This is a genomic window from Nostoc sp. TCL240-02 (assembly GCF_013343235.1).
Lineage (GTDB): Bacteria > Cyanobacteriota > Cyanobacteriia > Cyanobacteriales > Nostocaceae > Nostoc.
This window is the reverse complement of sequence record NZ_CP040094.1, coordinates 6790513-6812554: the sequence shown is the minus strand read 5'-3', so window position 1 is coordinate 6812554 and position 22042 is coordinate 6790513. Positions and strand designations below refer to the sequence as shown.

17 protein-coding genes are annotated in these 22042 nt (G+C 41.9%); 9 read left to right on the top strand and 8 right to left on the bottom strand.

Annotated elements, in window-relative coordinates:
- Positions 1 to 132: 132 nt before the first annotated feature.
- From remA to tyrS, 4 genes are all read right to left on the bottom strand, one after another.
- Complete coding sequence (remA, locus tag FBB35_RS29090; RefSeq protein WP_012410221.1) at positions 133 to 399, bottom strand: extracellular matrix/biofilm regulator RemA; 267 nt, start codon at positions 397 to 399, stop codon at positions 133 to 135.
- Positions 400 to 847: 448 nt separating this feature from the next.
- Entirely contained in the window at positions 848 to 1558 is a 711-nt protein-coding gene (locus tag FBB35_RS29085) for a hypothetical protein (protein WP_254625721.1), read from the bottom strand.
- Entirely contained in the window at positions 1555 to 2286 is a 732-nt protein-coding gene (pyrF, locus tag FBB35_RS29080) for an orotidine-5'-phosphate decarboxylase (protein ID WP_174712525.1), read from the bottom strand. Before pyrF ends, FBB35_RS29085 begins: the two co-directional genes overlap by 4 nt.
- A gap of 21 nt (positions 2287 to 2307) precedes the next feature.
- The gene (gene tyrS, locus FBB35_RS29075; RefSeq protein ID WP_174713813.1) at positions 2308 to 3495 is read right to left on the bottom strand and encodes a tyrosine--tRNA ligase; all 1188 of its coding nucleotides are present in this window, start codon (positions 3493 to 3495) and stop codon (positions 2308 to 2310) included.
- Between the two features lie 173 nt (positions 3496 to 3668).
- Between tyrS and FBB35_RS29070 the strand changes: the two genes are divergently transcribed.
- On the top strand, positions 3669 to 5594 hold the full coding sequence (locus FBB35_RS29070) for a transglycosylase domain-containing protein (protein ID WP_174712524.1): 1926 nt from the start codon (positions 3669 to 3671) through the stop codon (positions 5592 to 5594).
- Between the two features lie 50 nt (positions 5595 to 5644).
- On the opposite strand, the gene FBB35_RS29065 is transcribed toward FBB35_RS29070, so the two are convergent.
- Together FBB35_RS29065 and FBB35_RS29060 are read right to left on the bottom strand one after the other, a co-directional pair.
- Positions 5645 to 5968, bottom strand: a complete 324-nt coding sequence (locus FBB35_RS29065) for a DUF1825 family protein (RefSeq protein WP_174712523.1) — start codon at positions 5966 to 5968, stop codon at positions 5645 to 5647.
- Between the two features lie 126 nt (positions 5969 to 6094).
- Entirely contained in the window at positions 6095 to 7018 is a 924-nt protein-coding gene (locus FBB35_RS29060) for a DnaJ domain-containing protein (protein WP_174712522.1), read from the bottom strand.
- 178 nt (positions 7019 to 7196) lie between these two features.
- Here FBB35_RS29060 and FBB35_RS29055 point away from each other — a divergent pair, with 178 nt between their 5' ends.
- Entirely contained in the window at positions 7197 to 7571 is a 375-nt protein-coding gene (locus FBB35_RS29055; protein ID WP_174712521.1) for an NINE protein, read from the top strand.
- A 14-nt stretch (positions 7572 to 7585) separates the two neighbouring features.
- Positions 7586 to 8119, top strand: coding sequence for a ComEA family DNA-binding protein (locus tag FBB35_RS29050; RefSeq protein WP_174712520.1), 534 nt, complete (start codon positions 7586 to 7588; stop codon positions 8117 to 8119).
- 113 nt (positions 8120 to 8232) lie between these two features.
- Here the strand turns inward: FBB35_RS29050 and lepB are convergent, their stop codons facing one another.
- Positions 8233 to 8805 (bottom strand): signal peptidase I, encoded by a 573-nt coding sequence (lepB, locus tag FBB35_RS29045; protein ID WP_174712519.1) that lies wholly within the window; start codon positions 8803 to 8805, stop codon positions 8233 to 8235.
- A gap of 1717 nt (positions 8806 to 10522) precedes the next feature.
- On the opposite strand from lepB, the gene FBB35_RS29040 reads away from it, so the two are divergent.
- The gene (locus FBB35_RS29040) at positions 10523 to 11434 is read left to right on the top strand and encodes a polysaccharide deacetylase family protein (RefSeq protein WP_174712518.1); all 912 of its coding nucleotides are present in this window, start codon (positions 10523 to 10525) and stop codon (positions 11432 to 11434) included.
- A gap of 196 nt (positions 11435 to 11630) precedes the next feature.
- On the opposite strand, the gene gltB is transcribed toward FBB35_RS29040, so the two are convergent.
- The gene (gene gltB, locus FBB35_RS29035; RefSeq protein WP_174712517.1) at positions 11631 to 16325 is read right to left on the bottom strand and encodes a glutamate synthase large subunit; all 4695 of its coding nucleotides are present in this window, start codon (positions 16323 to 16325) and stop codon (positions 11631 to 11633) included.
- Positions 16326 to 17089: 764 nt separating this feature from the next.
- On the opposite strand from gltB, the gene FBB35_RS29030 reads away from it, so the two are divergent.
- The 5 genes from FBB35_RS29030 to rpsG all read left to right on the top strand — a co-directional run bounded on the left by FBB35_RS29030 (position 17090) and on the right by rpsG (position 21938).
- Complete coding sequence (locus FBB35_RS29030) at positions 17090 to 19102, top strand: phosphodiester glycosidase family protein (RefSeq protein ID WP_174713812.1); 2013 nt, start codon at positions 17090 to 17092, stop codon at positions 19100 to 19102.
- 331 nt (positions 19103 to 19433) lie between these two features.
- Positions 19434 to 19853 carry a cupin domain-containing protein gene (locus FBB35_RS29025; RefSeq protein ID WP_174713811.1) on the top strand — a complete coding sequence of 140 codons (420 nt, stop codon included), beginning with the start codon at positions 19434 to 19436 and terminating at the stop codon, positions 19851 to 19853.
- 229 nt (positions 19854 to 20082) lie between these two features.
- A complete protein-coding gene (locus FBB35_RS29020; RefSeq protein ID WP_174712516.1) occupies positions 20083 to 20412 on the top strand; it encodes an iron-sulfur cluster assembly accessory protein in 330 nt (109 codons plus the stop codon).
- A 120-nt stretch (positions 20413 to 20532) separates the two neighbouring features.
- On the top strand, positions 20533 to 20916 hold the full coding sequence (gene rpsL, locus FBB35_RS29015) for a 30S ribosomal protein S12 (protein ID WP_015214573.1): 384 nt from the start codon (positions 20533 to 20535) through the stop codon (positions 20914 to 20916).
- A gap of 551 nt (positions 20917 to 21467) precedes the next feature.
- Positions 21468 to 21938: a 30S ribosomal protein S7 gene (rpsG, locus tag FBB35_RS29010; RefSeq protein ID WP_094331156.1), complete on the top strand. Its 471-nt coding sequence runs from the start codon at positions 21468 to 21470 to the stop codon at positions 21936 to 21938.
- Positions 21939 to 22042: the final 104 nt, after the last annotated feature.

Genomic DNA, 22042 nt, shown 5'->3' with positions numbered 1-22042 from the left:
TTATTCATTAGTCTTGTGTTCCCGGCCAAGTCCACTAGTGACTAAGAAATTTGTAGCAAGGGTGACAGAAAACTTATCTAATTCACATAGTACTGCTGATACGGTACAAAGAGGAGTAGGAATAATCTACTGTTAATTATCTACAGTTTGATGATCGCGGGAAATTACAAAGCGATTCGCTACCGTTTCCGGCTGAATTGCTGACAGAATTACGTGGCTGGAATCGGTGATAATTACAGCCCTAGTCCGACGACCGTAAGTTGCATCAATCAGTTGACCTCTGTCCCGCGCATCGGTAATAATCCGCTTAATTGGGGCAGACTCTGGACTGACAATTGCAACTACTCGGTTAGCAGACACAATGTTACCAAAGCCGATGTTGATTAATTGAATCTCCATAAAAAAACTCACGCCAAAGGCGGTTTGAGAAGCTCGAAATAAACTTATTTCTATGTTATCGCCAAAAAACGGGAGTTACAACGCATAAATTCAAGCCAGCCTTTGTTTTTAAATAATGTCTGCTTTTTTTCGCTGTTTATTGGCTAAACTTGCTGAAAATCTTCCCAAAGGCATAGGCGCAATTACACTGATACAAGCTAGTTGGATGATGCACATTTATTTTGTTTAAAACAAGTATCTAGCTCGTAAATTGATGGAGAGCAAAATCGACTGTTTGCAGAAGTAAGGAAAAGGGAAAAGGGTAATAAAAATCTCTTTCTCCCTCTTGCGAAAGCTACTTTTAGTGCTTTTCGTTTATATGCAAGAAACTCTGCTCTCTTTGCTAAATCGATTCAGTCTAATTGAGTGGATTTTGGCTATCAGCTCATAACTTCAGTTCTGGGTGGAATCATTGTCCACCATTCACAGCACGCATCCGTCGGACACTTCCAGCTTGGCAATCGCGTAACCAAGTATTAACCGCTTGGGCAACAGTGCCATTACTACTATCGCGTGGTGGGGATAATGGCTGCTGTGCTGAATTGGAACCGGTTTGAGAAAACATCATCACTAAATGCCAACCAGTTGTAGTTTTAGTCAACAACAGCCAGTGGAACTCCTGCAATTCGATCGCTTTCTTTCCTATATATTGCCGCTCCAAAGTAGTAAAGAAAACTTGCTCAACTCCTGATGCAGAGCTTTTAGACGCATCTGCACTATATTCTTCAAGGTTAAGGGGCAGAGGAGTAAACTCAGGCCTTCCTGCCACTAGCATATAACTGTAAATATCACTACTTCTGCTGAGGCGACGAGCGCGTTGACTGGCGCGATTAGTATAACTAGGTAAATCTTGGAGTAATTGTATAGTTAATGTTTCTAAATTTTGATCGGTACAGAAAGACTTCGCCCCGTCGTTGATATTTTCTCTTTCTGCTAGCGCCGAAGAGTTAGGGGTAAGGTTTTTCGAGAACGCTGGATAAGTAAAGCTATTTGATACTAAAATCCAAAAGCCACAAGCTACAAGCCAACTATAATTTTTCTTCTTAAGCGAAGAGGCAAGATTTTTCTTCCCTGCACCCTGCACCCTGTCTCGCAGTTTCTCAATGACTCTTAGCTTCATGTCACTGTGGTTAACTCCTCAGCAATCCTCTTCCAGGCTAACTCTGGTTCGGTAGCAGCAGTGATGGGACGGCCAATTACGAGATAATCTGCACCAGCAATCATTGCTTGTGCTGGAGTAAGCGATCGCTTTTGATCGCCTTTTTCTGCCCAACTTGGTCTAACGCCGGGACAAACTAGCAAAAAGTCATCTCCACAAGTTTCTCGCAACTGTGCCGCCTCTTGGGGCGAACAAACTGCCCCATCCAATCCTGCATCTTGAGCCAGCAATGCCATTTCTAGGGCGTATTCTGGTAATTCTAGAGGAATCTTTAAATCAAACGCCAGTTGTCTAGCAGAAATGCTCGTTAACAAGCTAATAGCAATTAACTTAGGCGGTTTTACACCCGCTTGGGCTGCCCCTTCTTGTGCCGCTTCTGTTGCAGCTTTCAAGGCTTCTTTACCAGATGTAGAATGAATTGTCAACAAATCTACCCCGTAACGAGCCGCACTACGACAAGCACCAGCCACAGTGTTAGGGATATCGTGAAACTTTAAATCTAGGAAGATGCGCTTTTCCTTAGACTTCAGCACTTCCAGAATTTTTGGGCCAGTGCTGGTAAACAACTCTAAACCGACTTTCCAAAAACCAACTTGGGGAAGTCGATCTATAAGAGCGATCGCACTTTCTTCATCCGGCACATCCAAAGGCACTATAACTCGTTTTTGTGCCTGTTCCCCATTCCCCATTTCCTATTCCCCACTCTCCATTTAAGGTACTAAACGCACAAACTTATTTTTCCCAACTTGTAAAACCTTACCTTGTAATTCAGCAGAATCGGCAAAAGTTGTATCAACATCGGTAATGCGATCGCCATCTAAGCGCACCCCACCTTCTTGAATTTTCCGCTTACCTTCCCCTGTACTTTTGCATAAGCCAGTGACATTGAGAATATACGCTAATTTAGCGGGATGTGATACTTCAGCTAGAGAAAATTCGGGAACTGCACCTTCCTTGCCGCCACTTTGCGCTGCTTCTCTTGCTTCTTTAGCGGCTGTTTCGCCGTGGTACTGCTTGACAACTTCATAAGCTAAAAGTGTTTGGCGATCGCGGGGATTTTCTGGCAGATTATCCAAAGGTAAATCTGTCAGCAGTTCAAAATACTGCTCCAGTAGATTATCTGGAACCCCTTGTAATTTTTGATATTTTTGCCCCGGATGTTCTGACAACCCAATATAATTACCTAAAGACTTGGACATTTTTTGCACCCCATCTGTGCCAATCAAAATTGGCAGCAGCATCCCAAACTGGGGCTTTTGACCAAAATGGCGCTGTAAATCTCTGCCCACAGCGATGTTAAATTTCTGATCAGTCCCTCCCAATTCCACATCTGCCTCAACAGCAACGGAATCGAAACCTTGCATTAACGGGTATAGGAACTCATGGATAAAAATCGGATTCTCTTTTTTATAGCGATCGGCAAATCCTTCTTTAGCTAACATCTGCCCCACCGTCATCGTCGAGAGTAACTCTAAAATTTTCTCTAAGTTGAGCTTAGAAAGCCATTCGGAGTTATAACGCACCTCTAACCTTCCGGGTGTGTCAAAATCCAAGATAGGGCGTACTTGGTCAAGATAAGTCTGGGCATTTTGGGCGACATCTGCTTCTGTAAGCTGGCGGCGCACCTCAGATTTACCAGTTGGATCGCCAATGCGTGCTGTAAAATCGCCAATAATTAGAACTGCTATATGGCCAGCATCTTGAAACCCTCGCAGTTTTCGTACTGGTATGCTATGACCTAAATGAATATCAGTACCAGTAGGGTCAATCCCCAACTTGATCCTCAAAGGTTTGTTTGTAGTTGCCAAACGTTTTTCTAGACTTTCACTGTTAACATCAACTGGTTGTGGAAAAACTTCTACAACACCACGACGCAGCCAAGCAAAATCTTGCGTCATACTAGAAAATCCACTGTTAGCTATGTTTTGCACGTTAGAAGTTAAGTTGGTTATAAACACTTGCAATTTATCCGCTTTCTCATCTGCCAAACTACTATAATTGCAAAAAATTAACCGCCTTGCTTCGTCCAATCAATTACAGTTAAATTTATAAGTGAGGAAGTGAAATCGCCGTGTCGTCTTCTAGGACTTTTGAAGATAAACAGCCACAACGTCGGGCTTCATCAGGTTTTGAGTTTTTGAAAGGAGTTGGTCAGGTAACTGGCGGTACTCTGCTCTCAATTACCATGTTGGCAAGTTCCATTGTAGCCGGAGGACTGGTTGGTTTAGCCATTAGTTTCCGTAATTTGCCAGATGTAAGACAGCTACGTAACTTCTTTCCCTCAGAAACAACTTACATCTATGACGTTAAGGGTAAACTTTTAACGAGTATCCACGGGGAAGCCAACCGAGAAGTCGTACCCCTGGATAGAATTTCCCCGAACTTAAAACGGGCGGTATTAGCAAGTGAAGATAGTCACTTCTACGATCACCACGGTATTAACCCCACTGGTGTTGGTCGGGCTATAGTAGTTAATGCGGTAGCAGGCGGAGTCAAAGAGGGTGGCTCTACTGTTACTATGCAATTGGTAAAAAACCTGTTTTTATCTCAAAAGCGTGCTTTTACCCGCAAGTTAGCGGAGGCAGTGCTGGCAATCAGGTTAGAGCAAATTCTTACCAAAGACCAAATTTTAGAAATGTACCTCAATCAAGTTTATTGGGGTCATAATAATTATGGTGTACAAACGGCAGCCCGCAGTTACTTTAATAAGTCATCAGAATATTTAACCTTGGGCGAGTCAGCAATGATGGCAGGTTTGATTCAAGCACCAGAAGAATTCAGCCCCTTTGTGAGCATGAAGCTGGCAAAACAGAAACAAAAAGAAGTGCTGGGGCGAATGCTGGAATTAAACTGGATCGACCAGTCTGAGTATGACAATGCCCTCAAGCAGGAAATCAAACTTGGTAAAATCAAATCCTTTCAAGGCAGTGCCCTACCCTATGTAACCAACACCGTAGCGCAGGAATTGGCTAAAAAGTTTGGGCGTGACACACTACTTAAAGGTGGGATGCGCGTGCAAACAACGGTTGATGCCAAGTTCCAAATAATGGCAGAAGAAACCGTCACTAAGTGGCATAAAACACTTTTAGATCAAGGATTATCCAAGAACCAAATGGCTTTGGTGTCTATCGATCCGCGCACACATTTTATCAAAGCACTGGTGGGCGGTATAGATCCTAAGACCAGTGAATTCAATCGGGCAACTCAAGCTCAACGCCAGCCGGGATCTTCTTTTAAACCATTTGTATATTATACTGCTTTCGCTACTGGTAAGTATACGGCAGACTCAACGGTAGATGATTCTCCAGTTAGCTATCGAGATGGTAACGGTTGGTACTCACCCAGAAATTACGATAACAGTTTTAGGGGATCGATGCCAATTAGAACAGCTTTAGCCCAGTCACGAAATATCCCTGTAATCAAGATTGGTAAGGCTGTAGGGATGAATAGAGTGATCGAAACTTGTCGTACCTTGGGTATTATGAGTCCGATGGAACCTGTTACTTCCTTGCCTCTTGGTGCAATTGGTGTTACACCTCTGGAAATGGCTAGTGCTTATGCCACCTTTGCTAATTATGGCTGGCAGTCACCACCGACTGTAATTGCCCGTGTCACCGATAGTAGTGGTAACGTATTGCTAGACAACACTCCCAAGCCTCAGCTAGTTCTCGATCCTTGGGCATCGGCAGCAATTATTGATGTGATGCGATCGGTAATTTCTGAAGGCACTGGTAAAGGTGCTGCGATAGGTCGTCCAGCCGCCGGAAAGACGGGAACAACATCATCAGAAAAGGATATTTGGTTTGTTGGCACTGTGCCACAGTTAACAACTGCGGTTTGGGTAGGCAGAGACGACAATAGACAATTAGCTGACCATGCAACAGGTGGTGTTATGGTCGCTCCTATTTGGAAAGATTTTATGGAGAAGGCACTTAAGAACACACCAGTAGAAAACTTCAAGCCACCTTCTCAGTTTTCTCGCCCCAAATCACAATAATTTTAGATTTTAGATTTTGGATTAGCAATTAATTCAAAATCTAAGATTGACTAAGCCTGTTTTTCTAGCTCGGTTTTCATTCGCTCTAAAGTCAGGTGCATTTGGTCAAACATTTGTTGCGGGGTGACACCGAATTGACCTAATTGCGTTTTCAGTTGTTCTACGGTCATTTGTGCCATGAAATCTTCTGATAGCTCGAAACGCTTCATAAAGATGCGATACCTATCCATCATGGCTTCCATTTGCTCAATAAACAGCTTTTTGCCATCGCGGTCAAATTTGCCGTAGTTGTTACCAAGCTTGATTAGTGCTTGGTAATCGTCAAATAGCTGTTTTGCTTCTTGCTGAATTATCTCAGAATCGAAGAATCCCATATTGCTTATACTAAACTGAGTGTCTAGACTCAGTAGCTTAATAGTTTTACTTCTATTTATTATTTTAGTCTAGGTGAGTAATCTGGTGACGAAGCTTCGGTTTTAGTACGGTTTGTTACCCAAATTTCAACACTTGACTTGAGAACCTTTTCTCTGTGTAAACCGACTTAATAAAGCCGCAATACTCATAGCTTTAGCCATTGATTTAGGATTGGTGTTTTCGCCCAGTTTAATTTTCAGTTCGGAAGCATATTTCAAAGCTAGTGAATTTTGCGGGTTAAGTTTTAATGCTTGACAGATGTAAACCCTAGCCATCCCCACAAATTTCTGTTTGAGATGTACCAAACCTAATAAGGCGTAATAGTCGCTGTTATTTGGCTCTAACTTGATCGCATCGCGCAGTTCTTGTACAGCTAGGGGCCATTTGGTTAGTCTGACGTATTCAATAGCTCGCTGGTAATGACGTTGAGCGTAGTTTGTCAAAACTGGTTTGACTTCAGTTAATGTCAATTCAACTGGGTTGACTTCTACTTTAGGGATGATGGGAACAACTTTTTGTGGTAGGAAGAGGTCTGGTTTATGGAAGCGTAAGTATACTAAATTTAGTATAGTAATTTGTTGCGTCACCTGATAAAACTGATCTAGTGATTTGTATTGAGCTTCTGCATAACAGGCGATCGCTTCTTCGTAAAACAATTCTGCTTCGGGTGTAAGCATTTCCATCATTTCTTGAGCTATGGCATTTTTAGAAGACAAAGGCTTCTGCTCCAAAACTCTCGCATCCGATCGCAGCATAGCGATCGCAATTAAGCGCCTCTGTCGATTTTTCAGTTTTGCATAAGCTGGATTGATTAAATGGCTAAATATTGCCGTTGCTAATTCTTGGTCTGAATTACAGCTTTTGGCATGGCGATCGGGATGTAGCAGTTTCGCTAAAGTGTGATAGCGTTTGAAAATCTGGCGATCGTCAGCAATCACAGAGATTCCTAGCACAGCGTAAGGATCGCAAAGCTTTTCAACCCATCCCGGCGGTAGTAAGGTCTGTGACATAGTAGTAATAAAGCTGTTAAAAACTTAAAATTAGCATCAAAGCTCAATGCACAGTCATGTGAAACTTACTCAAATTTCTTCAAAATTGTGTGTGGGAATTTCAAAAGTCTCAAGGGCAAGCCAGGGTAGTTGACTGTCTGATTGTAAGAATTATGGTATTGATAGATTTATTAGAAATATGTTAACTAAGCGCAAAAGTCGAAGTGTTGCTGCTGTTTTAGCTTTTTCTGGCACGTTGACAATTTCAGGATTGCATAAATTCTATCTGGGACAGCCTTTGTGGGGTGTTTTGTATGTGCTGCTTTCCTGGACACCCATTCCCAAGGTAGCCAGTGCTATTGAGGGAGTTTGGTATTTAGCCCAAGATGAAGAAGCTTTCGATCGAAATTTTAATCTCGGCAAGTCAGCGACAAGAAACTCACAAAAGGTAAGTAATCAGGTAGGAGCAATGGCTGAGGCAATGCGAGAATTAGATGCTTTGCGTCAGGATGGACTGATTTCAGAGTATGAGTTTGAGCAAAAGCGCCGCCAATTGCTAGACCAGATTTCTTGAGGTAAGCAACAATAATGAATAATTGGCTACCTTTGAACCCTAAACTGCAAAAACTCCGCGCCAAGCTCCTCAACGATCCCTACTATCGCCTCCAATCTGGTGAAGAAATTCAGATCGCGGCCAAATTAGGTATTCGTATTGATGCAAATCAAGCCACTGTGGATGATTGGTTACGTTTACCAGGTTTGTCAATTCACCAAGCGCGATCGCTTGTAGAACTTTCGCATTCTGGTGTTAAATTTTACTGTATTGAAGATATCGCTGCGGCTTTGGCTATACCAGCGCGCCGCCTGGAGCCATTAAAGCCTCTGCTAAATTTTATTTATTATGACCACGAATCTCTAGAAAGTCCGACCCATTTAGTCAATCCAAATACAGCAACAGTCGAAAAGTTAGCGCAAATTCCATTTATAGATTTGTCTTTAGCGCAAGCAGTGGTTCAAAATCGGCAATCAGTCGGGCCTTACCGTAATCTAGCTGATTTTCAACGACGGCTGGAGTTACCTGGTGATGCGATCGCTCAACTGATGTATTATTTAAAATTTTAAGTTAGAAGTTTTAAAATAACTCCTAACTCTGCTAATTTTAGATTTTGAGTCGAATTTTTGTTGAGCCTAAAGCGCAACTTGGATTGAAGGAAAAATCCAAAATCCAAAATTGATTAAATAAACCCAATGCGATCGAGAGGCCAAAAGCGAAATGTTGCCCGACCGATGACATTTTTTTGAGGTAAAAAGCCCCAATAGCGAGAGTCATTACTATCGTTGCGGTTATCTCCCATAACAAAAAATTCGTCTTCTGGGACTTTTACTGGTTGATATGGCTGATTTGGTGGTTCAGCGATGTAATCTTCTGCCAAGGGTTGACCGTTGAGATAGACTTTGCCAGAATCAACACTAATTACCTCACCAGGCTGACCAATAACCCGCTTGATAAAAGCTTGGTCTTTGGGATATCCTCGACGTTGTAGTTCTGCGGGTGGCTGAAAAACAATAATATCTCCAGTTATGGGAGGGTGAAAATGGTAGGATATTTTTTCAACTACCAGGCGATCACCTGTATGTAAGGTTGGCAGCATCGAATCAGAAGGGATATAGCGGGGTTCGGCGATAAAAGTCCTGATTAGAAGTGCTAAAAATAATGCGATCGCAACTAAAATCAGATTTTCTTGCCAACTACGCAATACTTTTGACGACGCACGTTCTTCTTTTGCATCACTTTCGTGAGGAATCATAAAAATTTGTAGCCAGTTTCATAAGTGGGACAAATACCTTGATTATTTTGGCTTAAAAGGTATACTAATAAACAATCTAGGTTCTGCATAAACTCATACTTATATTAAACAATACAGTTACCATCTCTGCCAAACATAAGTAAAAGTACTGTAAATAAACGATGACCTCTTTAAGGCAACATAAGCTAATGATTAAGATTCCTCGATAATTTAATAATCCTAATTTTAATTGCTGCAATTATAATATAAGTCAAGTTATTAGATAATTTTCAGTTTTACTGCCTTCTGCTAAAAAAGCTAGTCACCGATTGATAAAACTATACATACAGTCGGTTTTTTATTTGAGCAGAAAGTTGGTCGTTAAGTAGCAAAACTGCTTACGACATATCTGATAGTATCTGCTTCACTTCACTGACAAAAGGCCAGGGTTAGTCTTGGTAGTTGAGTTAAAATCAAATATATTTGATATATGTTATTAAGTGATATTATCTAAAGCTAACGACTATCATAGTGTAATTTTAAACACAAAATTACAGTTCTAACAAGTGGTAACAGTAAAAAATATTACATTTAAATGTAGAATTCAATAGTTTAATAGTATAAATGTCAATAGAACTCATAATTTGATTTTTGAAAAAACTCAGTACATCTGACAAAGCCTTCTTTCCTATTGACTATTGCCTACCTATGCAGGTAAATTCAGAAATCTCAGAAATCGAAGCGAATCCCTAATATTATGATGATTTTAACAACTTAGCCTATATGTATGCAAATTTTTCCGTAATTACACGGTGACAGTACATATTAAAGTGTACTATTAATAAGATATAAATATCCATCATTATCGAGAAAAACATTAACCGACAAAAGTTATTACCAATTTAGTCTAAAGTATCAGCATTAAAAATAGAATTAAACTGCCGATAAAATTATTTTTGCTAAATTGGTCAAAAGTATCTAGATTAACGAATAAGTGCCCCTTGGCAATGAGAAACTATATTGAATCAATTTTCGTCTGGTCTATTTCCTAGATAGTACAAGGTAATATTCTGTCAGTTGAAAATTTAACTTTTTCTTAAAAAAGAAGCAATAGCAGCAGGCACTAGAATATATCTTATCAAGAATAGAACTAACAGTTTGCTAGACTCATTTTTGAAAGATACCCCACCCCTTGTAAGTAGTTTTGTATGTTAATCACATAATTCACTAAGTTGTATAATTTACAACTTTACCTTTAGAAGGTCTGAAGATAACAAATTCAGTCCGCGAAAACTACAAATTACATAGTCGACAGTCTAGCTCATCTTATTTGTAAAGCTATAAAATTTGAAATGATAATGCTGCCTTCGCGGTGAAGTGAAAGACAGAAACTAATTCAGAACTCCTATTAAGAGGATTTTGGGGTGTGGCTAATTATTTAATTGTACTCCTTTTTAGAGCTAGAGGTAAGAATGTGGAAATGCAGACCTTGCCTTTTATGAATGGGTTGACATTAAACAGTACCAAGTATTGTGTAAGAATTCATTCTCATTCAAATCTTAAGTATGTAGGTTCATTTAAAGCCGTATAGTCTATTGTGAATCTCTGTTAGCCCCAATTCCAGTTTTCAGGATTACTAGGAAGTAACTGGTATCTAATATTTAAGATATCTAAAAAAGGTGCTATGACGTACCGTCATAACCGTGGTTGATGGTTCGATATTTGAAGGAGCTATGAGGTGGAAAACAATAAGTCGTTTCTGTGGCCAGAAGGAATATTAATTGCACTGCTTGCTTTAGGTGGTGTTTTTAGCCTTGCTTTCATGATGCTTCTAAGACCAAATGCTTCAGAGGCTCAGATTAGACAAAATATAGATGTCAAGGATATAGCTGCAAACGTAGGAACTCAGCAGCGCATTGAGAAATTAAAGGCGGCGATGCTTACAAGTTGGCAGCAAGAAGCACAAACTAAAGGTCTATCTTACGCGGTGCCGTCACGTTTTCAAGGGGCAATAATTGAAGAGGCAAAACTCACTCAGGGACAAAAAGTGATTGCTCTCACCTTTGATGATGGCCCTTGGCCTGACACTACAGAGCAAGTGCTAAATATTTTAAAATCAAATAATATCAAAGGAACGTTTTTTGTTGTTGGGCAGAACCTAAAAAATTTTCCAGAAATAGGAAAGAAAATTGTAACTGAAGGTCACGTCATTGCTAACCATACCTGGCATCACTGGTATCACTTCTTTAATCAACAAGCAGCAGCTTATGAAATTGACCGCACAACAGACCTAATTTATCAAATTACAGGTGCTAAAACAAATCTTTTCCGACCACCTGGTGGTATGTTGCACAATGGATTATCTGCTTATGCTAAAGGACAGAAGTATGCTGTAATCATGTGGTCGGCTGACTCCACAGACTACAAATTACCAGCTGTACCGAAGTTGATAAATAACGTAATTAAAGATTCAAAACCTGGTGGTATTGTGCTAATGCATGATGGTGGTGGGAACCGTTCTCGAACTGTACAAGCTTTACCAGAAATTATTAGCAACCTTAGAAAGCAAGGCTATCGCTTTGTAACTATTCCAGAACTTTTAGAAATAGAAGATGCAGACCAAAAGTTGCTGGTTAACAAAAAGCAATAATTATTAATTATGGTTAATTGGTCAATAATAATTGGCTAAAAACTAAAATTATATTTTTTGTTTAAAATACATTATTTTGAATCGCTTAAAAAAAGATTCCCCTTATAAAGGGGAATCTTTTTATATCTCTACTCTCTTCTCAGAAGTAAGTTCAGGTGGCTGTCTTAGCAATCCAAAGAGATTTTCGCTGAAGTTATTAATGACTAGTTACTAAACTAAACTCAGTTGTTTTTTCAGGATTAGCTTCGGGACTATCAGCTTCAGAAGGTGGAACCAACTGCCAGAACTTCGGCAAAAATTCTTGCCAGTTTTGCAGAATTTTCTTCGCCTTTGGTGAACCAGTACGTTCCGCATGAGTTTGGATTAACTCTTGCAGTTGTTTTGCACCTACTTCCGTAATCACCCGTTGGATTTTAACTATTTCCGGGTTGACTAACTCACGAAATGAGTCATCTTCATCTAAGAAGTATGCTAGTCCGCCAGTCATTCCAGCAGCGACATTGCGTCCTACTTTACCGAGGACGACAATCACACCACCAGTCATGTATTCACAGCAGTGATCCCCAGCGCCTTCAATCACTGCAATGCCTTTAGAGTTTCTCACTGCAAAGCGTTCTCCTGCTTGTCCGTTGGCAAATAAAACGCCACCAGTTGCACCATAAAGGCAGGTATTGCCAACTATGACATTTTGTGATGCGTTATAGGTAGCATCAGTTGGAGGCTTGATGATGATTTCACCACCATGCATCCCTTTACCTACGTAGTCATTTGCTTCTCCTTCTAAGGACAAACTTATGCCGGGGAGGTTAAAAGCACCAAAGCTTTGCCCAACACTACCTATGAAGTTGAGATTAATTTGTCCTTCAAAATCACTGTCACCATATTGAGAAGCGATCGCACCCGCTAATCTTGTACCTACTGTTCTGTCAGTATTGATAATAGGGTAAGTTTTGGTAACGGTAGACTGATCCCTAATGGCAGTCTGAATATCGGGATCGGCAAGGAACTTGTCATCCAAAACCACGCCGTTGCTATGGACTTCTTCATGCACTAACCAGCTACGATTATCTCTGGTATCTGGCAGCTTAAGTAAACAATCAAGATTTAGTGATTGTGTTTTGGTAATTTTTGCCTCTTGGCGCAGTTTCAACAAATCTGCACGTCCAATGATTTCTGACAAAGAACGGTAGCCAAGTCGTGCTAACAAACTACGCACTTCTTCAGCGATGAAGTAAAAGAAGTTGACAACCTGTTCCGGTATTCCCGTAAACCGCTTGCGGAGTTCTTCTTTCTGAGAAGCGACACCCACGGGGCAATTATTCGTGTGGCAGATCCGCGCCATGATACAGCCTTCAGCAATCATGGCGATGGAGCCGAAACCAAATTCTTCAGCACCCATCAACGCACCTATTACCACATCCCAACCACTCTTCAGACCGCCATCCACACGTAAAATCACGCGATCGCGCAGGCTATTTTCCATCAAAACGCGATGCACTTCACTTAAACCTAATTCCCACGGTGAACCAGCGTGTTTAATCGAACTAAGCGGCGATGCACCTGTACCACCATCATGTCCAGAAACCTGGATAATATCAGCGTTTGCCTTAGCTACACCAGCCGCGATCGTGCCAATGCCAACTTCTGAAACTAGCTTTACCGATACCTTTGCTTTGGGATTAATTTGGTGCAGATCGAAAATCAGTTGTGCTAGGTCTTCAATTGAATAGATATCATGATGTGGTGGCGGCGAAATCAGCGTCACACCTGGCTTCGAGCGCCTTAACATCGCAATATATTGGCTCACCTTTGGCCCTGGCAGTTGTCCACCTTCTCCAGGCTTGGCACCTTGGGCAATTTTGATTTCAATTTGTTTGGCGTTGACTAGGTACTCTGGCGTGACACCAAAGCGTCCCGATGCAACTTGCTTAATAGCACTATAGGCTTTATCACCATTCCGCAATCCTTTTAAATGAGGTAGGGTTGGCGAGTTACCAGACTCGTCTACATCATCTAAAACTTTATAGCGCACTGGATCTTCGCCACCTTCCCCAGAGTTAGATTTACCCCCGATGCGATTCATGGCGATCGCTAAAGTTTCATGGGCTTCTCTTGACAAAGCACCTAAAGACATGCCGCCGGTGCAGAAGCGCTTGACAATCTCAGCTACCGACTCTACTTCTTCTAGAGAAATTGGGGTACGTTCGCCTTGAAAATCTAACAAGTCCCGCAATGCCGTTGCTGGTCTGCCTTGGAGGTGTTTTTTGTAAACTTCGTAGTGGTCGTAGTTTTTGCCATCTAGAGCCTTATGCAGCGCCTTGACCATTTCGGGGCTATTCATGTGGTACTCGCCGCCAGGACGGTACTGCACAAAGCCCAGGTTTTCTAACTTCTTGGTCGTCAGTTCTGGAAAAGCTTTAACGTGGAAAGAAAGTACTTCATCAGCGAGTTCGCTAATACTCAAACCACCAATACGGGAAGTCGTACCACGAAATCCTAGTGCGATTAAATCTCCACCAATGCCAATAGCTTCAAAGATTTGGGCTGCTTGATAGCTGGAGAGCAGAGAAATTCCCATCTTGGAGAGAATTTTGAGCAAACCTGACTCTACCGCTTTGCGATAGTTTGCTAAAGCTTGTTCTACGGTAAGGGTGGGAATTTTTTGTACCCCCATTAACTTTTGGGTTCTGGGATCAATGCACCAATCACGCACTGTATCTAAAGCCATATACGCGCAGACTGCACCAGCCCCATAGCCAATAAGACAAGCAAAGTGATGAGTACTCCAGCATTGGGCAGTATTAACAATTAGGGATGTTTTCATCCGCAACCCTTCCCGAATCAGGTGATGATGTACAGCACCGACTGCTAACAGGGGAGGGATGTAGGTATATTCTGTGGTGATACCGTCATTTACCTCATCGGTTAAGATTAAAATCTTTGCACCTGCCCGGACTGATTCAGCTGCTTGTGCTTGTAAAGATTCGACTGCGGCTTTCAATCCTTCAGGGCCGTTGGAGATCGCAAATAGGGTTGACAACTCGGCTGTGGCAAATCCTGACAGCTTAATTGCCTCTAATTCAGCATCTGTTAATACTGGCGATTCAAGTTTCAATCTTCGGGCATATTCTGCTTTGGGTTCTAATAAGTTACCTCGTTCACCCAATTCGACTTTCAAAGACATCACTAGCTTTTCCCGCAGGGGATCAATTGCCGGGTTCGTCACCTGAGCAAAGCGCTGTTTGAAATAGTCATAAAGCAGGTGGGGCTTCGTTGACAGCACCGCTAAAGGAATATCATCCCCCATACAGAAAGTCGGCTCTGAACCTGCGATCGCCATTTGCTGAATCACCATTTCGACATCTTCTGTGGTGTAGCCAAAGGCGGTTTGAAGTTGAAGCAAGGTTTGCTTGTCAATTTTCTCAGTTGTACTATGTCCGTTACCATTTTCAGTAGCCAGATGTCCATTTCCATTAACATCTGACGACTTATCACTGACAAGTTCTTTGAGTTCTTGACGATACTGTTGCAGCCATTCTCCATAAGGATGCTGCTTGGCAATGCGCTGCTTAATCTCCCAATTCTTCAGTACTTCATGGTTGACTAAATCCACAGCAATCATTTGCCCAGGGCCAAGTCTACCTTTCTCGACAATATCGGCTTCAGGAAAGTCTACTACGCCAGCTTCGGAAGCTACAACAATGTAGTCATCTTTGGTGATTAGGTAACGAGCTGGTCTTAAGCCATTACGATCTAATGTTGCACCAACTTTTTTGCCATCGCTGAATACTAAAAGTGCTGGCCCGTCCCACGCTTCTTGCAAACCACTGTAATATTCGTAGAAATCAACAATTTCTGGAGATTCACGCAAAGAAGGCTGATTTTGGTAAGCTTCTGGAACCATAATCATTAAAGCTTCCAAGGGGCTGCGTCCAGAACTCACCAGTAATTCCAGTACGTTGTCTAAAGTAGCTGAGTCGCTGTTATCAATGTGAACTAATGGTTTGAGTTCCTTGATGCGATCGCCCCATACAGGATGATTCAGGCTAGCTTCTCGTGCCATCATCCAGTTGATGTTACCCAATAAGGTATTAATTTCGCCGTTGTGACCCAAAAGCCGCATCGGTTGAGCTAGGGGCCACTTGGGCATCGTGTTGGTACTAAAGCGGCGATGATAGACAGCAAAGGCGCTTTTGTAAGCTGGATTTTTTAAATCTTGATAAAATTCTCCCAATACGGCAGAACGCACCATGCCTTTGTAGACAATCGTGCGATTTGACAACGAGCAGATATAAAATTCTTCTGAGATATTGGTTGCAATTTTACTAATTCGGCGGCGGGTAATGTACAACTGTCGTTCCAATTCATCGCCGCTTTTGTCAACAGAAGCTAACAAAACTTGTTCGATCTGGGGTTGATTTTCTCTTGCTTGTACACCCAATAAATCAGATTGTACTGGCACTACTCGCCAACCCAGTACAACTAATTTTTCTTCAGTAGCTACTTGCTCAACTGCCGCTCTAGCTTTTTGTGCTGCTTCCTGGTCTTGTGGGAGAAATATCATCCCCACAGCTATATTATTGGTGGATGAAAATTCCTTCCTTCTTTGGGCAAAGTCTTGTTGGAACAAATCCCAAGGGATAGCTGTCAATACTCCAGCCCCATCACCAGAGTCTTGATCGGCGCTACAACCTCCCCGATGTTCTAAGCAGGTTAGAGCAGCTAGGGCTTTTTCGACAATTTCGTGGCTGGTATGATTTTGACGATGAGCAATAAAACCGACACCACAGGCATCTCGTTCTTCTACTAACCATTTTTGCCCCTGATAGGTATCTCTTGAGTTGATATTTGCTGTGATGTTCTGCTCTTGATTCATCGGTTGATTATTCATACCCTGTTCCTGAAGTATTGAGTTACCAATTTTGCCACTACTTACGGGAAAAATTTCTAAATTCCACGATGGAGAAATATATAAGCACCGAAATTTAGGGAAAAAAAATTTTAACTTCGGTTTTACTTTCTTAGTTTACCCGTGTTAAAATAGTTGCGTATTTTTTATGTATTTATGCGGTGTCAGACAATTTACCTCCGCCAAGACATGCTTATTGTCCTGACAGTTTCTTTTTTATATTCTGAAGCTAAGTATTTTTTCAATTCCCTTTTTCCAGATGCACGGTAGCTACCCACAGAGCCTATTTTCAGCTCACCTGAAACCAAACTCAATGCTGTCTTATGTTTTAAAGCCAAACTCATCCCGATCCGGCAATAAAATCAGCGTATTACAATATATACACATTTGACAATTCCCAAATATTTTTGTTGTCTGGAGTTTTGCTGCTTACCAGTTGCTATATATTACTATTAAGTAGACCTCATTGAAGTAGCAACATTCAGTCAGGGTTGACTATCTTAATCCAGTTTTGATAACCAAGACTACCGTGTATAGTGTGGTTAAAATTAGTGCCAGTTAAAACACTTCTTTGCAGTCGCTTTAGCGTCTAAATTTATTAATGTCTAAAAGAGATAACTATCCAATATATATAATAGCATCTTTTTTAAGAAATAAAGTCATGTTTTTTTAATATTTTCAAATAATTAGTTAATTTATACCTTGGGGTGAAAGTTTTCAAAAGTACCTAGTAAATTATGGTAAAAATGCCGAGTTGTTGCCAATCAGGGATTAACGAACGCAGATTCTTCCGGGCTACTGTGTCACCAATACTTTTAACATTACTGTGTTTAACCACTACTGGTGCTAGCAACGCCCAAGAGTTGCCAAAGAACACCAAATCACTGATCTCCCAGTCATCTGCACCTCCTTTAACAGGGATGGTATTCTCTGGGAATCAAATTTCCCTCAATGGTCGTACTTTACCAGGAACTTGGTTGCAACGACCGGGAAAATCTGGTCAGGTGACAACTCATCTCAGTGATGGGGTATTTAGGCAATTAATTGGAGTAAATTTCTTAAACAGTAGTAGTTCAGCGAAACAACCAATACAGTGGTTTTCGTCGGTGACAACACCACTGGTTTTAGCCACCAGGCTAGTAGGAGCATATCGCTATCTGGATATCACTAATTTTGCTCAAACATCTGGATGGCAAATCCAAGTCAATGGGAACACCTTGGTGATTGCTACCCCACAAGCACAAATTACGAATATTGTTCAGAGCCAGGAACCTCCAGAGGCAAGTGCCCCTTTGCAACAAACCCGCATACTTGTAAATTTAGATCGGCCGACTCCCTGGCAAGTTGCACAAGGATCAGTGATCGCAAAACCGCAAACTCCATCTTCCGATCCAGATACGCCAACCCCAAAACCCACTGCACCGCCAAATCGAGAATGGACAATTACCCTCGATGGAATAGCCGATCCCGTTTTGATCGAACGCTATACCCCCCAGCCACCAGCAGCAGCGCCAACATTACTGCCAAACCTGCTTAAACAATTATCACCAGTTACACCAACACAAACAATACCACCAGCCCCTGAACCACTTATCCAACAAGTGCAGGTGGTGAAAAACCAAACGATTATTAGTCTGAGCGTTCCCTTTGGTCTATCGCCTCAAGTTAAGACTAACGCTAACCCCAATCGGCTGATTATCGATATTCGACCCGATCCTCTAGAAGAACGAGATATTACTTGGGCCCCAGGATTACGCTGGCGACAGCATTATGTCAACTTAGGCACAGAACGCTTTCCGGTGGTTTGGTTAGAAGTTAATCCTCGTAAATTTGGGCTAACCTTGAAACCTATGTGGGCTAGTCCTGATGGGCTTGGGGGTACTGCTCCCTTAATTCAAACAGCACAACGTTACTTAGCAGTAGCTGGAATTAACGGTGGTTATTTTAACCGCAATAACAGATTACCATTGGGTGCGATTCGTCGGGATAATCAGTGGTTATCAGGCCCCATTCTTAACCGGGGTGCGATCGCTTGGAATGATTCAGGTCAATTTTACTTTGGTCGTCTCACCTTAGAAGAAAGTTTAATTACTGCAAATAACCAACGCTTACCAATTCTGTTTCTTAATAGCGGCTACGTCCAGAGTGGCATTGCCCGTTACACCCCAGTTTGGGGAGCAACTTACACACCCTTAACGGATAACGAAATTATCCTAGTAGTACAAAAAGACCAAATTACTCAGCAACTACCAGGCGGCAAAGTTGGTGGGACAGCCGTTCCCATTCCCCAGGATGGCTACCTACTAACTTTACGCGCTAGCAGCGTTAGCGCTGCGTCACAGTTACCGATTGGAAGCACAGTACGTATTTCTAGCAGCACTACTCCCACTGATTTTAGTCGTTATCCCCACATTATCGGAGCCGGACCGCTATTAATCCAAAATCGTCAAATTGTCCTCGATGCCAAAGCTGAAAAATTCAGCAATGCCTTTATTGCAGAAAAGGCTATTCGTAGTGGTATTTGTACAACTGCAACAGGCACACTGATGATTGCTGCCGTCCATAATCGTGCTGGCGGTTATGGCCCTACATTGGCAGAACATGCCCAATTAATGCAACAGATGGGCTGTGTAGATGCCTTAAATCTGGACGGCGGTAGTTCTACCAGCCTTTATTTAGGAGGGCAACTACTTGATCGATCGCCTAGTACTGCTGCTCGTGTTCATAATGGAATTGGTATTTTCCTGAAACCACGTTAACCAGGCAGTAGGGAGTAGGGGAAAAGAGTTTTGTCCTCAGCAAGAGCAGCACCCCGCCCCTTTGCCTCTTTTCAAGTCTCAATGCCCAATTCCCAATGTCCAAATATCCCATCTTTTTTTAAAGTTTAGAACAAGCTGCCGCTTTGCTTGATGAAGACTTAGTGTAAACCTAAAAGTTTTAAGAGTGATGGTTTACACCATCAGGTTTGATTTTGTTATGTTTATCAAGGTGCGACAAAATTGCTGATTTTCAACGTTGCAACATAGCGCCAGATTTTTTATCAATAGTTAAGAGTACAGACGGTTTGTTATGTCTTCAAATGAGGTAATTATGGCTCGATATCAAGAAACTACACAGACTGACACTCTACACTTACCTTCAAATATCACTTCCAGAGGCGTTGCTGCAACTGAGTTACGTCCTTGGGGTGCTTTTACAGTCTTAGAAGAAGGGCGCGGATACAAAATCAAGCGCATCGAAGTTAAGCCCGGACACCGCCTCAGTTTACAGATGCACCACCACCGCAGCGAACACTGGATTGTCGTCTCAGGTACAGCTAGGGTAACTTGTGGCGAGAAAGAAGTATTACTGAGCAATAATGAGTCAACTTATGTACCTCAATGTACATCTCATCGTTTAGAAAATCCTGGCGTGATTACCTTAGTGTTAATTGAAGTGCAAAATGGCGAATACTTGGGAGAGGATGACATTATCCGCTATCAAGATGACTATGCCCGAACTAAGGACTAAAGCTCTAATCTAAAAATTGAATACATTTCTTGTGCAAACCGTCTTTGCGAACCACTGCACCCCAGAAGTCCCTACCTAGTTAAGGTGGGGACTAAAGTTTGTTGTGCTATAAATGTAGTAATAGCGATCGCGCTCATGACTTTGGTAATTTGGAATTTTCGAGAAGTAAGAGTTAACTCATCTGCCTGTAAAATGAAGATGGGGTATTAAATTGCAAAAACCGAGTTCCATGATTCATTTGAGTCAAGCAGCCGCAAGTGAAATTGGGCGGATAAAGTCCAAGCAGCAACCAAATGTTTTATTTCGATTGGCAGTAAAACCAGGTGGTTGTTCTGGATTCTTTTATGATATGTCCTTCGATGAAGCAATAAAAGTTGGCGACCAGGTTTTCGACTTGGATGAGATTCAAGTAGTCATAGATCCTACAAGCTTAAATTACCTCAACGGTTTGAGGGTAGATTATTCAGAAGACTTAATGGGTGGTGGTTTTCGCTTTCACAACCCCCAGGCGATCGCAAGCTGTGGCTGTGGCAATTCCTTTTCCACAACCAATCATTAAAATTAGCTATCTTTTGCTAATAATAAAGGAAAAATTACAATTGACATAAAACACTAAAAAACGATATAATCAGGATTTGTTAAAACTTAGACATATAAGCAGCTTTACGCGCTGTAACTCATGCCAACAATACAGCAGCTAATACGTACCGAGCGCGAACAAGCGCGTCAGAAAACCAAGTCTCCGGCTCTGAAACAATGCCCTCAACGTCGGGGAGTTTGTACCAGAGTATACACGACCACACCAAAGAAGCCTAACTCAGCTTTACGGAAAGTAGCAAGAGTTAGACTTACATCTGGATTTGAAGTCACAGCTTACATTCCAGGAATTGGTCACAACTTACAAGAACACTCAGTTGTGATGATTCGTGGCGGTCGGGTTAAGGATCTACCAGGCGTGAGATACCACATTATCCGTGGCACCCTAGATACAGCCGGAGTCAAAGACCGTAAACAAGGGCGTTCCAAGTATGGAACCAAGCGTCCAAAAGAAGCGAAAAAATAGGATTAGGCGATTAATCGCACCCAACACGATTAATCGTTTATCTTAAAAACGCTCAAGGACAAAAAACTATCAGGGTCTGTGTTCTAAGAGCAGTCATGAAAGCTGCTCAAGTCTGTTTAAGAAAATCAATCAAGCTACACCTACACTAAGCGAGCAAGTGTAGAAGTTCTAAGGAGAAGGCTGTAACCCACAGCATAATTCTCATCTGAACATTAAGGTTTAGAATCTTGTCACCGTGAGTATTTAGTTGCAGGTAGCAAGTCAATGAATTTTAGATTTTAGACTTCGACTACGCTCAGTCGAGCGATTTGCAATTTTGGATTGGTCGAATCCACAAGGGGATAAGGCTTACAGACTTTTGAGTTTTTCCAATCCTTGTGGTCGGAACATCTAGCAAAAACTCTAATCCAAAATTGGTAGTCAATAGGTCAGCCTTGCTGTAACAGTCGAAAACAAAATTGAAAAAGTCTGAGGGTTGGGTTCCACAGCTTTTGGTTTCCGGTGTCTGATAGCATATAATTTCGTTGCCAATTCCGAATTAAAGGTGAAGTATGTCTCGTCGTGGTGTTATTCAAAGGCGCCCAGTTCCGTCTGACTCCGTATATAACAGTCGCCTTGTGAGCATGATTATCAGGCGGATCATGCGTCATGGCAAGAAATCACTTGCCGCACGAATTGTTTATGAAGCATTGAAAACTATTGAGGAACGCACTGGTAACGGTGCTTTAGAAACCTTTGAAAGAGCAGTGCGAAATGCCACGCCTCTAGTAGAAGTAAAAGCTCGACGAGTAGGTGGAGCAACCTACCAAGTACCAATGGAAGTGCGTACAGAACGGGGCACTACCCTAGCACTGCGTTGGTTAGTGCAATATTCCCGCTCTAGACCAGGGCGGACAATGGCAAGTAAATTGGCAAATGAGTTAATGGATGCTGCCAACGAAACTGGCAATGCGATTCGGAAACGCGAAGAAACGCACCGGATGGCAGAAGCTAACAAAGCATTTGCCCACTATCGTTATTAAGTAAAAAAGCGATATATCGTATTGTCGAAGCGATATATCGTAGATTTACAAAAAGAAGACGGTTTTCCGTAAAAGTATAGAATCTTAACAAAGAGTAATATACA

What these genes read in the sequence shown, in the direction of transcription:
- rpsG (WP_094331156.1), top strand. Translation starts at nt 21,468, where the DNA reads ATGTCTCGTCGTGGTGTTATTCAAAGGCGCCCAGTTCCGTCTGACTCC.
- rpsL (WP_015214573.1), top strand. Translation starts at nt 20,533, where the DNA reads ATGCCAACAATACAGCAGCTAATACGTACCGAGCGCGAACAAGCGCGT.
- lepB (WP_174712519.1), bottom strand. Translation starts at nt 8,805, where the DNA reads ATGATTCCTCACGAAAGTGATGCAAAAGAAGAACGTGCGTCGTCAAAA.
- FBB35_RS29030 (WP_174713812.1), top strand. Translation starts at nt 17,090, where the DNA reads ATGCCGAGTTGTTGCCAATCAGGGATTAACGAACGCAGATTCTTCCGG.
- FBB35_RS29085 (WP_254625721.1), bottom strand. Translation starts at nt 1,558, where the DNA reads ATGAAGCTAAGAGTCATTGAGAAACTGCGAGACAGGGTGCAGGGTGCA.
- FBB35_RS29020 (WP_174712516.1), top strand. Translation starts at nt 20,083, where the DNA reads ATGATTCATTTGAGTCAAGCAGCCGCAAGTGAAATTGGGCGGATAAAG.
- FBB35_RS29055 (WP_174712521.1), top strand. Translation starts at nt 7,197, where the DNA reads ATGTTAACTAAGCGCAAAAGTCGAAGTGTTGCTGCTGTTTTAGCTTTT.
- pyrF (WP_174712525.1), bottom strand. Translation starts at nt 2,286, where the DNA reads ATGGGGAATGGGGAACAGGCACAAAAACGAGTTATAGTGCCTTTGGAT.
- tyrS (WP_174713813.1), bottom strand. Translation starts at nt 3,495, where the DNA reads ATGACGCAAGATTTTGCTTGGCTGCGTCGTGGTGTTGTAGAAGTTTTT.
- FBB35_RS29065 (WP_174712523.1), bottom strand. Translation starts at nt 5,968, where the DNA reads ATGGGATTCTTCGATTCTGAGATAATTCAGCAAGAAGCAAAACAGCTA.
- FBB35_RS29025 (WP_174713811.1), top strand. Translation starts at nt 19,434, where the DNA reads ATGGCTCGATATCAAGAAACTACACAGACTGACACTCTACACTTACCT.
- FBB35_RS29050 (WP_174712520.1), top strand. Translation starts at nt 7,586, where the DNA reads ATGAATAATTGGCTACCTTTGAACCCTAAACTGCAAAAACTCCGCGCC.
- remA (WP_012410221.1), bottom strand. Translation starts at nt 399, where the DNA reads ATGGAGATTCAATTAATCAACATCGGCTTTGGTAACATTGTGTCTGCT.
- gltB (WP_174712517.1), bottom strand. Translation starts at nt 16,325, where the DNA reads ATGAATAATCAACCGATGAATCAAGAGCAGAACATCACAGCAAATATC.
- FBB35_RS29060 (WP_174712522.1), bottom strand. Translation starts at nt 7,018, where the DNA reads ATGTCACAGACCTTACTACCGCCGGGATGGGTTGAAAAGCTTTGCGAT.